Origin of the sequence: Phenylobacterium sp. (assembly GCF_030697305.1) — a bacterium.
Lineage (GTDB): Bacteria > Pseudomonadota > Alphaproteobacteria > Caulobacterales > Caulobacteraceae > Phenylobacterium.
Genome location: NZ_JAUYQL010000112.1, coordinates 1 through 14270 on the forward strand (window position 1 = coordinate 1; position 14270 = coordinate 14270).

Here is a 14270-nt window from a genome sequence, read left to right on the forward strand (position 1 = left end):
GCGCTGGCGCTCGAACGCTATGAGGAGGCGTTCCGGCGGCAGGGCTTCACCGAGATGCTCTACGCCTACGAGCCCGTCGGCGCGGCGTTCTTCTTCGCTCGTGGCCTGACCGAGGACGCGACGGTGCTGGTCGGCGACTTCGGCGGCGGCACAAGCGACTTCTCGATCATCCGCTTCGAGCGCGTGGGAAACGCGATGCGGGCGACGCCGCTGGGACGCTCCGGCGTGGGCGTGGCGGGCGACGCCTTCGACTATCGGATCATCGACCGACTGGTTTCGCCGCAGCTCGGAAAGGGGTCGAGCTATACGGCGTTCGACAAGGTGCTGCCGATCCCTAACCGCTACTACGCGGCGTTCGCCCGCTGGGATCAGCTGGCGCTGATGCGCGCCTCACGCGACATGCGCGAGATCCGCGGCCTCGTCCGCGACGCAGTGGAGCCAGAGAAGCTGTCGCGCCTGGTCGAGGTGCTGGACGACAACCTGGGCTATCCGCTGTACCGCGCCGTCACCCGGCTGAAGGAGGCGTTGTCGGTCGATGAGGTGGCGGCGTTCAGCTTCGCGGCCGGCAGCATCGAGATCGCCCGCGACGTCGAGCGCACGGAATTCGAGGCGTGGATCGCGCCGGAGCTCGCGCTGATCGAGAGCGCCGTCGATTCGGCGATGGCCGACGCCGGCCTGGGGGCCGATCAGATCGACCGGGTGTTCCTCACCGGCGGCTCGTCGCTGGTTCCGGCGGTGCGACAGGTCTTCCATCGCCGTTTCGCCGCCGAGCGGATCGAGTCGGGCGGCGAGCTTGAATCGATCGCCTCAGGCCTGGCCCTCATGGGCCTGGAGCGCGACTTGGGCCGCTGGACGATGCGGGCTCCCACAGCCGCTCATCCCGGCGAAAGCCGGGACCCAAGCTGACTTTTGGTTGATCCGCTTAGAGCCCGCTTGGGCCCCGGCTTTCGCCGGGGTGAGCGGGTGTTGAGTGGGTGAAGCAGCCCCTACTTCGCCAGTTTGCGCAGGGTCGGGCTTTCGACGTCGAGCTGGTCGATGGGGATGACCTCCAGATTGGCGGCGCGGGTCTTCAGCTCGGCCTCGAAGGCCTTGGCGTCCCCGACGACGATGACGCTGGCCTTGTCGGGCGCCAGGATGCGCGCGGCGAAGGTCTGCACCTGCGCGGCGTCAATCGCCTCCACCTTGCCGGTGTAGGCGCCGATCTCGCCCAGCGGTACGCCGTAGAGCGCCAGTTCGCCGAGGATGTCGGCGAGGCCGCCCGTGGTGGCGAGCTGGCGCCCGAACCCGCCGATCAGCACCGATTTGCGCGCCTTCAGCTCTTCCGGTCCGGCGGGCTGGGTCGCCAGGCGGTCCAGCTCTGCGCGGATCAGGTCGAGCACCTGGGCCGCGGACTCGTTCTTGGTCTGGGCGCGGGCGGTGAACACACCGGTGGTGCGCCGGGCCGAGATGGCCGAGCCGGCGCCATAGCTGAGGCCGCGCTTGATGCGGATCTCCTGGTTCAGGCGGGCGGAATAACCGCCGCCCAGCACCGCGTTGGCGACCAGGCCAGGATAGAAGGCCGGATCATCCCGGGCGATGGCGGGGCCGGTCACCGTCACCGCCGCCTGGCCTGTGCCCGGCATGTCGACCGCCACGGCGCGGGGCTTGGCGTCGGCCTTGACGTTCGGCTGGTCGGGCAGCCGCGACGCGGGCTTTTCCCACCCGCCGAACACCTGCGAGGCGAGGGCGAAGCCGTCCTCGGCGGTGATGTCGCCGGTCAGCACCAGCACGGCGTTGTCGGGCCGGAAGTAGGTGGTGTGCAGCTTGACCAGGTCGTCGGTCTGGATGCGGGCGATCGAGGCCGGCGCGCCCGTGGCCGGGTGTCCGAACGGCGTGCCGCCGAACACCACCGGAGCGGCGACAAATGCGGCCACCGATCCCGGTTCCTGGTAGGCGACCTGCAGGCCGTCCAGCGCGAGCTGGCGCTGGCGTTCCAGTTCCTCCGGCGCGAAGGCCGGGTTGCGGGCGACGTCGGCCATGATCGCCATGGCCGGGGCCAGCTTGTCCGGCGTGACGTTCAGGGTGACGGAGGTGGAATCCGACGCGGCCCCGGCGCCCAGCGTCGCCCCAAGGGCCTCGATTTCACGGGCGATCTCGCGGGCGCTGCGGGTCTTGGTGCCTTCGCTGAGCATGTCGGCGGTGAGGCCGGCCGCGCCGGCGAGGCCGGTCGGGTCGGCCCAGGCGCCGGTCCTGACGGTGAGGTCGGCGGTGACCAGCGGCAGATCGCTGGAGCGGGCGACGATCACACGCAGGCCGTTCGGCAAGGTGCGTTCTGCGGGCGTCGGCAAGGTGGGAGCGATGGGGTCGGCGATCGGCGGCGGCGCCTCGCGGGCGGCTTCCGGCGCCAAGGCGACCACCGGGCCGGTGTATTTGACCGAGGCGACCTTGCGGGCGGGGGGCGTCGCCGGCGCCTTGGCCGAGCGCTCGGACTCCGGACGGTAGCGGATGGTCATGCGGCGGTTGTCGGCCAGATACTTGACCGCCACCCGCTGAACGTCGGCGCCGGTGACCGCCTGCAGGTCCGCGAGCGCGGTGTTGGCGCGGGCGGCGTCGCCCTCGACCTGCAGCGCATAGCCGAGCGCGAAGCCGCGGCCTTCCAGGGTTTCGCGTTCACGCAGGGTGCTCGCGATCAATTCGTTCTTCGCCTCGTCCAGCTCTTCCGGTGTGGGGACTGCGTCGCGCAGCTTCGCTACCTGCGCCAGCAGGGCGCTCTCGCCCTCGGCCAGGGTGTGGCCGCTGGCCATCACCGCGCCGACCACCACCATGCCCGGCTGCTGCGGCAGGTCTGCGTTGGAGTAGATCTGGGCGGCGATCTGCTTGTCGTAGACCAGCGCGTCATAGAGCCTGGACGACTTGCCGGCCGAGAGGATGGCGTCCAGCACCTTCAGCGCCGGGGCGTCGGGGTCGGCCGCGCGCGCGCCCAGCCAAGTGATCGCCACAGCCGGCAGCGGCACATTGGGGCCGAAGCCGTCATAGACGCCGGGACCTTTGCGCGCGGGCTCCACCGCAGTCACCCGGCGGACGGGCGCGGCGGGCTTCTTCAGGGCGGCGTAGTACTTGTCGACCCAGGCGGCGAGGTCCGCCTCGTCGAAGTTGCCGACCACGATCAGGGCGGCGTTGTCGGGTCGGTAGTAGGCCTGGTGGAAGGCGCGCACGTCGTCGAGCGTGGCGGCGTCCAGCTCCTCGATGGAGCCGATGCCGGGCCGGCGGTAGGGATGCTTGGTGTAGGTCGCCTGGGGCAACATCAGCGCGAACAGCCGGCCGTAGGGATCGGCCAGCACCCGCTGGCGCAGCTCCTCCTTCACCACGTCGCGTTCGGATTTGAAGTTGGCCTCGTCGACCACCAGCGAGCCCATGCGCTGGCTCTCGACCCACAGCAGGCGCTGCAAATGGTTGGCCGGGACCACCTCGTAGTAGTTGGTGAAATCGTCCCAGGTGGAGGCGTTGTTGACGCCGCCGACGTCCTCGGTGAAGCGGTCGATGCTCTCGGCCGGCATGTCCCTGGTCGCCTTGAACATCATGTGTTCGAACAGGTGGGCGAAACCCGAGCGGCCGTTCGGATCATCCTTGGACCCGACGCCGTACCAGACCTGGACGCTGACATTGGGCGTCGAACGGTCGCGGGAGGTGAACACCTTCAGCCCGTTGGCGAGCGTGCGTTCCTTGTAGACGATCGGCGGCACCTGGACGCCTTGAGCGGCAGCTACGGTCGGGACGACGAGGGCGAGCGTCAACGACAGGCAGGCGGCGCGAAGGGCGTTGCGGAACATGCGGGCTTCCGATGCGAGGAGGAGGCCCCACCCTTAGAGCAGATCGCTCGCGAGTTGAATCGCAGGTGTGAACTCAGTCGTCGCCCGGCATGGGGTCGCCCCAGTCGATGTGGCGGACGGCGCGGTAGGCGGCCTTGTCGCGGCGGGGCACGAAGCGATGCTCGACGTCGCCAGCCGTGCAGAGCTTCAGCTCGACACCGGGCTTCAGGTGGCGGGGGCGGGCGAGGACGCGAGGGCTGCGCGCGGCGAGGCGCACCGTCGGCCGGGCGGCGACGACATAGGCGAACTTCTCATCCTCGAACGGGGCGTCGGCGCCTTTGGCCAGGCGATGGGCGCGGCTGCGCGGCAGGCGCTGGACGAAGTGGCACCAGTCCGGCTCGACCATCGGGCAGGCGTCGTTGTGCGGGCAGGGCGCGGCGATGGCCACGCCGGTGGCGATCAGGCTCGCGCGGGCGGCGCGGATGCGCTCAAAGCCCTGTGGCGTTCCCGGCTCGACCAGCACCAGCAAACCCGCGCAGGCGTCCCACAGGGCGGCGACGGCCTGCGCCTGGGCGTCCACGCCCAGTTCGGCCAGGGCGTAGCTCGCCACTACGAGGTCGGCTACGGGGAAGGGATCGGCCGCGAGGAGGTCGCGCCGCGTGATCTCTGCGGCTTGCAGCGCGGGCGATCCGGACCCGGCGAGGCGGCGCGCCAGGGCCAGGAACGGGGGGCTCGCGTCGATCATCCGGACGTGCTCGAGGCTCGGCCAGCGCTCGAGCGCCGCCCAGCTCGCGCCGCCCGGTCCGGCGCCGGCGTCGAGCAGGCGGCGGGGCGCGAAGTCGGGCGCCATCGCTTGGCCTCGCGCGAAAGCCGCTGCGCACGCCGCGTAGGTCGCAGGCGCGCGGGCGAGCGCATAGGCCAGCGCGTCCTCGCCATCGGCGATCGCCTTGGCCGAGGTGTCGCCGCGGCGGTAGCGTTCGGAGACCTGTGTGGCGCGCTCATTCAGCGCGCGGCCGGAGACACCGTCCAGTTCGCGCGCGATGGCCTCGCTCAGGGCGGCGGGAAGTTCGGCGTTCACGCCGCCGGCTCAGTCCTTGGCCCGGTTGGCGACCAGGTCGTCGACCACCGCAGGGTCGGCCAGCGTCGAGGTGTCGCCGAGGTTGGACAGGTCGCCCTCGGCGATCTTGCGCAGGATGCGGCGCATGATCTTGCCCGACCGGGTCTTGGGCAGGCCGGGCGCGAACTGGATGACGTCTGGGGCCGCAAAGGGGCCGATCTCGCGGCGAACCCAGCCCTTCAGTTCGGCCTCCAGGATGTCGGTGGGCTTCACCTCGCTGTTCAGGGTGACGAAGCAGTAGATCGCCTGGCCCTTCACGTCGTGCGGGCGGCCGACCACGGCGGCCTCGGCCACGTCCTGGTGCTCGACCAGGGCGCTCTCGATCTCGGCGGTGCCCAGGCGGTGGCCGGAGACGTTGATCACGTCGTCGACCCGGCCGGTGATCCAGTAGTCGCCGTCCTCGTCGCGGCGGCAGCCGTCGCCAGTGAAGTACTTGCCGGGATAGGTGGCGAAGTAGGTGGTGATGAACCGTTCGTGGTCGCCGTAGACCGTGCGCATCTGTCCGGGCCAGGAGTCGGTGAAGCACAGGTTGCCGCTGACCGCGCCCTCCAGCACCTTGCCGTCGGCGTCGACCAGCTGAGCCTTGATCCCCGGCAGCGGGCGGGTGGCGGAGCCGGGCTTCAGCGCCGTCGCGCCCGGCAGCGGCGAGATCAGCGCGCCGCCGGTCTCCGTCTGCCAATAGGTGTCGACGATCGGGCAGCGCCCCTCGCCGACCACCCGGTGATACCAGAGCCAAGCCTCGGGATTGATCGGTTCGCCGACGCTGCCGAGCAACCGGAGCGAGGCGCGTGAGGTGCGCTTCACCGGCTCCTCGCCGTCACGCATCAGGGCGCGGATGGCGGTGGGGGCGGTGTAGAAGATCTCCACCTTATGCTTGTCGATCACCTCCCAGAACCGCGAGTTGGTCGGGTAGGTGGGCACGCCCTCGAACATCACCGTGGTCGCCGCGTTGGCCAGCGGGCCGTAGACGACATAGGTGTGGCCGGTGACCCAGCCGATGTCGGCGGTGCACCAGAACACCTCGCCCGGCCGATAGTCGAACACCGCCTCGTGGGTGTAGGCGGCCCAGGCGAGATAGCCGCCGGTGGTGTGCAGCACGCCCTTGGGCTTACCCGTCGAGCCGGAGGTGTAGAGGATGAACAGCGGATCCTCGGCGTTCATCGGCTCGGGATCGCAGGTATCGGCGACGGTCGCCTTGAGGTCCGAATAGTAGGCGTCGCGACCCTCCACCATCGGCACGTCGGCGCGGGTGCGGCGCACGACGATGACGTCGGTGACGCCCGGGCACTCCTTCAACGCCTCGTCGACATTGGCCTTCAGCGGCACGGGCTTGCCGGCGCGCAGGCCTTCGTCGGCGGTGATGACGATGCGGGAGTCGCAGTCCTGGATGCGTCCGGCCAGGCTGTCGGGGGAGAAGCCGCCGAACACCACCGAGTGCACGGCGCCGATCCGCGCGCAGGCCAACATGGCGACGGCCGCCTGCGGGATCATCGGCAGGTAGATGGTCACCCGGTCGCCCTTGGCCACGTTCTTGGCCTTGAGCACATTGGCCATCCGGCAGACCTCGGCGTGCAGGTCGCGGTAGCTGATCGGGTAGTATTCGCCGTCGTCACCTTCCCAGATGATCGCCGTCTGATCGCCGCGGGTCTCGAGGTGGCGGTCCAGGCAGTTGACCGAGACGTTCAGGACGCCATCGGCGTACCAGCGGATGCGGAAGTCCTCGCGATCGAAGGAGACGTCCTTGATCTCGGTGGGCGGGGTGATCCAGTCGAGGCGGCTGGCGAAGTCGCGCCAGTACCCTTGCGGATCCGCGTCGACGCGCGCGACCGCGGCCTGATAGGCCTGCTGGTCGATGAGCGCCCGCTTCGCCCAGGCCTCGGGAACGGGAAAAACCTCGCCATCGCTCACCGCGTCACTCCTCCCGCTGCCGACCTCGCCGGGCCGGATGCGCGAATTAGGCGATACCCGGCGCGATGCGCAACACCCTGCACGCTCAGTCGCGCAGCGCGCGCCGCGACCAGCCGGAATAGGTCATCGCCGCCGGCGCCGGCATCTGCGCGAACACGTGGCCGGAGAGGCCTGACGTGCTTTGAAGCTGCAGGCGCAGGCGCGCGCCAGGCGCGGCCTCGGCCGCCGACAACCGGAAGCGCCAGCCCACCGGCGTGTTAGCGGCGCCCGGGAAGGCTGCGAGCACATCCGGCCGTTCGGCGGCAGGCAGGATCTCGGCCGCGGGGGCGCCGTCGACGAGGACGCCGATGCGTTCGATCCGCTGCCCCGGCGTGCGCTCGATCGCCCAGCCGGCGAATTCGGCCTCGCCGGTGGGCAACAGGGTGATGGTTTCGAGTCCGCCCATCGGCGTGCTGGCGAGCATGAGATGCTGGAGCTCGACGCCAGGCGTTCCGACCACATAGAGGTCCTGGTTCTCGTACAGCCCCTTGGGGAAGCGCCGCCAGGCGAGGCCGGGGGCGACGCGCGCGATCGCGTCGGCGACAAAGGCTTCGGTGACGTAGGACATGCCGTAGATGTCGGCGTCGAGGCTGCCGCTCTCGCTGGTGCGGAAGTAGCGCAAGCCGGTGGCGTCCATGGTTTCGCCAGCCGGCAGCAGCGCCTCGTCGTGGACGCTGAACGCCAGCACGCCGCGGGGCCCCAGGAACCCGTAGAGCTTCGCCAGCCAGTCGTGGAACAGGCCGGCGGGCAGGTGGGAGAACATCGAACCCACGAACACCAGGTCGTGGCCGCCGGCGTGGTCCAGAAGCGCGGGGTCGGGGCCGGAGGCGAAGGCGTTGACGCCGAAGGTCCGCGCCTGCCAATCCACGGCCTCGGCATAGATGTCGGACACCCAGATGCGATCGCGGGGCAGCTTCTGGATGAGGATGCGGGTCAGGCGGCCGTAGCCGGAGGCGAAGTCGAGCACCGAATTCAGCCGCTCGAACCCGCCGAACACGCCGCGCACGATCTGATCGTAGGCGTCGAAGTGGCGTAGGGTCGCCTCGGTGAACTTGAAGGCGCCGATGTTGCGGTCGAACTCGTAGTTGGGCAACAGCGCCTTGAAGGTCATCTCGTCGGCCGCCGGCACCGGGGTGCAGAACACCGCCGGATCGAGACCGTACTGGGCCAGCGCCTCGTCGATGAAGGCGCGGTAGGCGGGATCCAGGTGGTCGAAGTCCAGGTCCTGAAGGTCCGAATCCGCCATCACCGCTCCGCTCGCCAGGGCTGTGCGGCCCGCGTCATCCGCAGCACTAGCGCCGCCCGGCAGGCGTGAGAAGCGCCTGGCGCCCGCCCAGCGCCGCGGCGATCACCACGACGCACAGTACATTGGACGGGAAGATGTAGCGGGCGTCGGCGGCGGCGGCGATGAACAGGTGGCTGCCGGCGTAGGCCAGCGCGCTCAAGGTGAGCAGGCCCAACGGCAGGGCGCGCACGTCGCGGCGCAGGGCCAGCCAGAGGACCGCCGCAACCGCGCCCAGGTAGAGCCACACCGGCCGACGGAGCGGATCGTTGGCGGATTGGGAGATCGCCACCGCCGCGCGCTGCGCTTGCTCGGGATTGTCGAGCACGAAGCCGAAGCGGTTGGGGTCAATTCCGCCGTGCGTCGCATAGAACAGGCCGCCGGGAGCCGCGCCCATCTGCTCGGTGAACACGGCCCAGCGGTGCTTCAGGTAGCAGCCGGGATGGGCGGCCACCGCGCGACGCCAGGCGGCGTCGACCTGGTCGGCGTCGGCAGGTTTGACGATCGAGGCGACGCCGGGCCGGTCGGCGAGGCTGACGTTGAGGTGGCGCGGATCATAGTGGCGGCGGACGGCGGCGATGGAGACCGGACCCTTGGCGGTCATCTCGGGGGTGAGGAAGCTCTCGCCGCACAGCGCCGACACGCCGATCAGGTCGAAGCTCTGGATCGTGCGCACCCCGGCGTTGAACGGCAGCGGCTTCAGGTCCGGCAGGCGATGGCTGAAGCTGACCAGGGCGATCGCGAAGGCGACCAGGGCGACGGTCGCGACAGTGATCCGGTGCTTCGCCGTGCTGCGCGCGCCCAGCGGAAAGGCCAACAGCAGCAGCATCTCCGGCCCGATCAGGAACACCGAGTTGTAGCGCAGAGCGAAACAGGTCGCGTAGGCGAGAATCGCGGCGAGCGCCCAACCGATGCGCTGGCCACGCGCGCCGGCCAGCTGGAAGACGGCGCCGGCCAGCATGAAGCCCGCCACCGGCACCGCGTTCCACAGCACGATCATCGTGCCCAACAGCGGCGGAACCGCGATGAAGGCGGCCATGAACAGCACCAGCGCCAAGAGCCTGCGCACCGACGATCCCGCCGCCAGCCGCATCGTCAGATATCCGCCGAAGCCGAACACCATCGCAGTCTGCGCGAGGAACAGGGCGCCGTAGTCGCCGCCCAGCGCGCGGGTGATCTGGATCAGGTAAGCGTAGGCCGGCGGCCAGGTGCTGCGGGTGACGCCGTCGATCGCTTCTTCGTAGAACAGCAGGCTGTCGAACGACATGAAGCCCGGCGCGAAGATGGTGTGAAGCTGGTAGGCGGACGCGCCGATGCAGAGCGCGAGCGCCAGCCATTCGACAACGCCCAGCCGGCGGCCGGCCTGCTCCGCCGCGCTCAACCCCGAAGTCGCCGCCATGCCCGCATCGTTCTCGAATCCGTGCCTGAGTGAGGCTTGGGCCAAGGACGCGGTCACGACAACGCCATATGCGCCGCAACACGCTTAACCCGGCGCGCGGGCGCCTCTAGACTCATCCGCATGGCGCTCAAATCTTCCCCGTTGCGCGGACCGCGCCTGTTGCTGGCCCTGGCGCTTTCTCTGAGCCTGGCGGCCTGCGGCGGCGCGGTGAGGAAGGACGCCGCCGGCGACGTGCGGGCCTTCCTGCAAGCCGCAGAGAAGGACGACGCCAAGGCGCTGGAGGCGCATCTCGACCGCAAGGCGTTGCGCGCTGACCTGAAGACCCAATTGCTGGAGTCGCCCGACGTTCGTGCGCTTCACGCCCAGTTGGGTGATGTGGGCGACGTGGCGGTGGACCGGATGATCGCGCCGCAGGCGCTGGCGCTGGCGCGGGGCGGCCCGCTGCTGTCGCTGTCGGGCGACAGCAGTCGAGCGGATGTCGCCCGCGCCCTCAAGAAGCTGGACAGCGGCAGGGTGTGCCTGCTCGACCCCGGCGTGCGCGACCTCTGCCTGCTGACGTTCGCCAAGCGCGCGAAGGCGTGGAAGCTGGTGGCGCTGCACGCCGCCGACCTGGGCGTGCAGCTCGCCGATCCATCGATCACGCCGGCCAATGTGGCGCCGGTGGAAGACGCGGCGGACTAGAGCGCCTCAGCCCACCGGCTGCTTGACCGTCCGGAGATACGGTTTGTGCTCGGTCCAGCCGTCAGGAAACAGGTCCTTGGCCTGGTCGTTGGTCACCGAGGTGACGATGATCACGTCCTCACCCTGACGCCAGTTGGCCGGAGTGGCGACCTTGTGCTTGTCGGTGAGCTGCAGGGAATCGATCACCCGCAGCAGCTCATCGAAGTTGCGCCCCGTCGACGCCGGATAGGTGAGCGTCAGACGCACCTTGTGGGCCGGGTCGATGATGAACACCGAGCGCACGGTCATGGTGTCGGACGCGTTCGGATGGATCATGCCGTAAAGGTCGGCGACCTTGCGGTCGTGGTCGGCGATCAGCGGGAAGTTCAGTTTCGCGCCTTGCGTCTCCTCGATGTCCTTCGACCAGCCGGTGTGGCTGGCGGCGGCGTCCACCGACAAGCCGATGACCTTGGCGTTACGCTTCTGGAATTCGGGCTTGAGCTTGGCCACTACGCCCAGCTCGGTGGTGCAGACCGGGGTGAAGTCCTTGGGGTGCGAGAACAGCACGACCCACGAGTCTCCCGCCCAGTCGTAGAAGTGGATCGGCCCCTCGGTGGAATCCTGGGTGAAGTCCGGGGCGACGTCGTTCAGTTGCAGAGCCATGTCTGGCCTCCTTCGCGCGATTGGTCTTACCGGCCCGCTGCGAACGTAATATGCCGGAGGCCGATTTTCACCGTCCGAAGGACGCGCGCACGATGCTTTTGCACCTTTCCACCTGGCCGGAGATCGAAAGCTACCTGGGGCGCTCCAAGGCGGTGGTGATTCCCATCGGCTCTAATGAGCAGCACGGACCCACCGGCCTGCTCGGCACCGACTGGCTGTGCCCCGAGATCATCGCCCACGAGGCGCAGAAGACCGCCGACATGCTTGTGGCGCCGACCTTCAACATCGGCATGGCGCAGCACCATCTGGGCTTCCCCGGCACCATCGCGCTGCGGCCTTCGACCTTCATGCTGGCGATCGGCGACTGGTGCCGCTCGCTGGCGCTGCACGGCTTCGAGAAGCTGTATTTCCTCAATGGGCACGGGGGCAATCTGCCGACCATCGAGGCGGCGTTCTCGGAAATCTACGCGGACGCCAGCTACGCGGGGCGCCCGCGGGGCTTCGCGCTACGGGTGGTCAACTGGTGGCAACTGCGCGGGGTGATGGGCCTGGTGAACCGCCAGTACCCTTCGGGACACGGCAGCCACGCGACGCCGTCGGAGATCGCCATCACCCAGTGGGCTTATCCCGACGCGATCAAGGCCGCCAACTATGCGCCGCAGATCGCGCCCAGCGGGCCGATCCGCGAGGCGATGGACTTCCGCGCCCGCTATGCGGACGGCCGGATGGGTTCGGATCCCGGCCTGGCGACGCCGGAAAAGGGCGGCGAACTGGTCGCCGCCTGCGTGTCCGCGCTGATCGAGGACTTCAAGAGCTTCGCGAGCGAAGCGGCGCTGGAGCGGCCCTAGAGCCCGCCGGGGACGGCGACGCGCGGCGGGCCCTTGGGCTTCGGCCGTCCGGCCCAGTCCAGCTCTTCCGGCTTGGTGATCGCGCCCGCATCCTGGCCCATGTCGATGGCGGCCAGGGTCTCGGCGTCGTCCAGCGGCGAGGCGGCGCCTTGGCCGGAAGCATTGCGCTGGGTCGTGCTGTTGGCGGCCAACACCACCGACTCGGCCGGAGCCGCCATGCTCTCGGGCGCGTCGGACATGTCGAGCTTCACCTGGGACTTGGCGAGGCCGTCGAGGGTGGCGATCTGCAGGCCGGCCATCTCGCCGCCCGCATAGCCGCCGCTGAACGCCGGCGGCAAACCGCTGCGGCCCGTCCAGCGATAGAAGATGTGAGCGCCGATCGCGCCGATCTTCACCAGGCTCGGGCTCCAGTACGGGGCGACGTAGTTGGCGTGGTAGTGGGTGGCGGTGCCGACCTTGCGCATAACGTAGCCGTTCAGCGCCTCAACCGCGACCTGGCGGGCGCGAGACCAACCGCCCGCAGAGGGCTGGCGGCCGAGCGAACCGTCGCAGGTGAAGCTGAACTGGCAGCCGGTGGTGCGATTGGATCCCTGGAACACCACGCCGCAGACCGTCTTCGGATAGGCGGGGTGGCGCATGCGGTTCAGCACCACCTGGGCGACCGCGCGCTGGCCGTCGAGGCTCTCGCTGGCGGCTTCATAGTAGACCGCCGCGGTCAGGCAGTCGGTGGCGCGGGATTCGTCGAGCACGGCGCCGGCGTTCAGCTTGAACGGCTTGGCCGAGGCGTTCGGCAGTTCGGCGGCGGGCACGGAGGCGTTGTAGAGGCGTGCGGCGTCAGGGGTCAGCGCTTGCAGGCGGATCACTGAGTCCTCCTGGCTCGCAGCGACGGCTTCGGCCGTGGGGCCGGCGCCGCGCAGGCCGGTCTGATCGATCAGCGAATCGGCGCGCGGTTCGAACCGGCTGGCCAGCCACAGCATCGCCGGGTCCATCCGGTCGGTGAGGCGGGTGAAACCTTCGCCGGAGACGTCGCCGGCATGGCGCGGCGCGGTCTGTTCGGGCACAGCCGCAAAGGCGATGCTGGCGGTCATGGCGCCGACCACGCACAGCTCCAAGCCGACCAGGTGAATCGCCCGGTCGTGGATGCGCGTCTCCCGCGGGGTGAGCGGGAACACGGTCTTCGGATTGGTGTCAGGTTGCGATCGCATTCAGCGACGCAATAAGGCCAAAAGGCGGTTAGCGCCAGATAAATCTTTAACAGACGGTTAATCCCGCCTCGGCGCCTCAGAATGATACAGAGTTGCTAACCAAATTCCTTAAGCAGTCTAAAGTTCCGTCTGCGTGTTTGGTTAGCTGGTTAACGTGGAATTTCGCCGGTCTTCGTGAGAACAACCTGCCTATACACGGCAGCGATCTCGAAATACCGGCCGAACACGCCGTAGAAGCGATCTACAGCCTGTTTTACTCCGGGTCCGCCGATCTCGCTCTCGTCGTGCCAGTAGTCATCCAGGACCACCATCCCGCCGATCGCCAGCATCGCGGCGCAATATGCCAAGTCCACGCCGACCGCCCAGGCCGTGTGTGAACCATCAACATAGATTAGTTCGAAAGAGTTCCCCGCCTGCAGCATCCGAGGCAGTTCATATGTGGAAAAGCCTTTTCGGACGTCGATCTGAGGGAAGCCCAGCTTGTTCACGTTGCGATGGAAGCGCGGCTCGACGGCGAGGTACTTCTCTTCGGGGTTGAGGGTTTCGTCGAACCAGGGGTCGATGACGGTGACGTCGAGCTGGCCCGGCAGCAGCCAGTCCATCAGCGCCAGGTTGCGGCCCTCGTAGGCGCCGATCTCCAGGTAGCGGATGCGTTCGCGCCCTTGCGCGAACTTACGCAGCAGCGGGGCGACGTAGGGGATGTTGTTGTCCGCCCAGGCGGTGGTGAACTCGAACCCCTTGGCCTCGCAGTGTGCGGCGAAAGCCTGTGCGTCCGCGGCCGTCCGCGACGCCAGCATGGTGCGGGCGAAGTTCGGCGCGAACCGCGCGTTGATCGTGGCGAGCGCGCGCAGGGCGTCGGCCATGGCTTGCAGATCCTCTCTCGTCCAAGGATCCCGCCATAGCGAATGCAAGTTAAGGAACGGTCAGGCCCGCGGTGACGAACAGCGCGTCAGGCGGTGAACACCTCGCCGTCACGCACCTCCACCGGCCAGGGCACCAGATGGTCATCTTCACAGGGGCCGGCGATGCACAGGCCGTCGAAGTTGAACAGCGCGCCGTGGCCGGTGCACAGCAGGTGGCGGCCGTCGCGCGTGACATATTGCTCGTAGACGTCGAGCGGCCAGCCCACGTGCGGGCACCAGTCGACGAAGCCGGTGACGGTGTCGCCGCGTCGCAGCACGAAGCCATTGAACAACCGCAGGTCCTCACGGAAGTGGAAGCCCTTGGCCCCTGGGTCCTTCAACTCGTCGACCGCGCACAGGCGCACGCCCGCGGGCGGCCGCGCCGGATTGTCGTCGGTGGCGTCGTCGGTGTTCATGCGACCGATCCCATGATGTTTCCTCCCCTGCGGCCGCGCTGAC

The 14270-nt window shown here is 68.9% G+C and carries 12 protein-coding genes; 3 read left to right on the top strand and 9 right to left on the bottom strand.

All coding sequences use genetic code 11. The annotated features are described in order from the left end of the window. Window positions 1–906 (top strand): Hsp70 family protein (locus Q8R27_RS11490; RefSeq protein WP_305699150.1); only part of this gene is annotated, 906 nt, incomplete at its 5' end. A gap of 80 nt (window positions 907–986) precedes the next feature. On the opposite strand, the gene Q8R27_RS11495 is transcribed toward Q8R27_RS11490, so the two are convergent. From Q8R27_RS11495 to Q8R27_RS11515, 5 genes are all read right to left on the bottom strand, one after another. After that, complete coding sequence (locus Q8R27_RS11495) at window positions 987–3809, bottom strand: pitrilysin family protein (RefSeq protein ID WP_305699151.1); 2823 nt, start codon at window positions 3807–3809, stop codon at window positions 987–989. A gap of 73 nt (window positions 3810–3882) precedes the next feature. Further along, window positions 3883–4866 (bottom strand): small ribosomal subunit Rsm22 family protein, encoded by a 984-nt coding sequence (locus Q8R27_RS11500; protein ID WP_305699152.1) that lies wholly within the window; start codon window positions 4864–4866, stop codon window positions 3883–3885. Between the two features lie 9 nt (window positions 4867–4875). Then, window positions 4876–6813, bottom strand: coding sequence for an acetate--CoA ligase (acs, locus tag Q8R27_RS11505; RefSeq protein ID WP_305699153.1), 1938 nt, complete (start codon window positions 6811–6813; stop codon window positions 4876–4878). An 85-nt stretch (window positions 6814–6898) separates the two neighbouring features. After that, window positions 6899–8098, bottom strand: coding sequence for a class I SAM-dependent methyltransferase (locus tag Q8R27_RS11510; protein ID WP_305699154.1), 1200 nt, complete (start codon window positions 8096–8098; stop codon window positions 6899–6901). 46 nt (window positions 8099–8144) lie between these two features. Next, window positions 8145–9533 carry a hypothetical protein gene (locus tag Q8R27_RS11515; RefSeq protein WP_305699155.1) on the bottom strand — a complete coding sequence of 463 codons (1389 nt, stop codon included), beginning with the start codon at window positions 9531–9533 and terminating at the stop codon, window positions 8145–8147. A gap of 120 nt (window positions 9534–9653) precedes the next feature. On the opposite strand from Q8R27_RS11515, the gene Q8R27_RS11520 reads away from it, so the two are divergent. Then, window positions 9654–10214, top strand: coding sequence for a DUF2939 domain-containing protein (locus Q8R27_RS11520; RefSeq protein WP_305699156.1), 561 nt, complete (start codon window positions 9654–9656; stop codon window positions 10212–10214). A 6-nt stretch (window positions 10215–10220) separates the two neighbouring features. Here the strand turns inward: Q8R27_RS11520 and Q8R27_RS11525 are convergent, their stop codons facing one another. Then, a complete protein-coding gene (locus Q8R27_RS11525; RefSeq protein WP_305699157.1) occupies window positions 10221–10856 on the bottom strand; it encodes a peroxiredoxin in 636 nt (211 codons plus the stop codon). A 92-nt stretch (window positions 10857–10948) separates the two neighbouring features. Between Q8R27_RS11525 and Q8R27_RS11530 the strand changes: the two genes are divergently transcribed. Beyond that, window positions 10949–11704: a creatininase family protein gene (locus tag Q8R27_RS11530; RefSeq protein ID WP_305699158.1), complete on the top strand. Its 756-nt coding sequence runs from the start codon at window positions 10949–10951 to the stop codon at window positions 11702–11704. Here Q8R27_RS11530 and Q8R27_RS11535 read toward each other — a convergent pair. The 3 genes from Q8R27_RS11535 to Q8R27_RS11545 all read right to left on the bottom strand — a co-directional run bounded on the left by Q8R27_RS11535 (window position 11701) and on the right by Q8R27_RS11545 (window position 14227). Then, a complete protein-coding gene (locus tag Q8R27_RS11535) occupies window positions 11701–12909 on the bottom strand; it encodes a cell wall hydrolase (RefSeq protein ID WP_305699159.1) in 1209 nt (402 codons plus the stop codon). The genes Q8R27_RS11530 and Q8R27_RS11535 overlap by 4 nt on opposite strands. A gap of 149 nt (window positions 12910–13058) precedes the next feature. After that, the gene (locus tag Q8R27_RS11540) at window positions 13059–13772 is read right to left on the bottom strand and encodes a class I SAM-dependent methyltransferase (protein ID WP_305699160.1); all 714 of its coding nucleotides are present in this window, start codon (window positions 13770–13772) and stop codon (window positions 13059–13061) included. 86 nt (window positions 13773–13858) lie between these two features. Beyond that, on the bottom strand, window positions 13859–14227 hold the full coding sequence (locus tag Q8R27_RS11545) for a Rieske 2Fe-2S domain-containing protein (protein ID WP_305699161.1): 369 nt from the start codon (window positions 14225–14227) through the stop codon (window positions 13859–13861). Between the last annotated feature and the right edge of the window lie 43 nt (window positions 14228–14270).

Coding starts and splice junctions, on each gene's coding strand:
- Q8R27_RS11495 (WP_305699151.1), bottom strand. CDS start 3,809: ATGTTCCGCAACGCCCTTCGCGCCGCCTGCCTGTCGTTGACGCTCGCC.
- Q8R27_RS11510 (WP_305699154.1), bottom strand. CDS start 8,098: ATGGCGGATTCGGACCTTCAGGACCTGGACTTCGACCACCTGGATCCC.
- Q8R27_RS11515 (WP_305699155.1), bottom strand. CDS start 9,533: ATGGCGGCGACTTCGGGGTTGAGCGCGGCGGAGCAGGCCGGCCGCCGG.
- Q8R27_RS11520 (WP_305699156.1), top strand. CDS start 9,654: ATGGCGCTCAAATCTTCCCCGTTGCGCGGACCGCGCCTGTTGCTGGCC.
- Q8R27_RS11525 (WP_305699157.1), bottom strand. CDS start 10,856: ATGGCTCTGCAACTGAACGACGTCGCCCCGGACTTCACCCAGGATTCC.
- Q8R27_RS11530 (WP_305699158.1), top strand. CDS start 10,949: ATGCTTTTGCACCTTTCCACCTGGCCGGAGATCGAAAGCTACCTGGGG.
- Q8R27_RS11535 (WP_305699159.1), bottom strand. CDS start 12,909: ATGCGATCGCAACCTGACACCAATCCGAAGACCGTGTTCCCGCTCACC.
- Q8R27_RS11540 (WP_305699160.1), bottom strand. CDS start 13,772: ATGGCCGACGCCCTGCGCGCGCTCGCCACGATCAACGCGCGGTTCGCG.
- Q8R27_RS11545 (WP_305699161.1), bottom strand. CDS start 14,227: ATGAACACCGACGACGCCACCGACGACAATCCGGCGCGGCCGCCCGCG.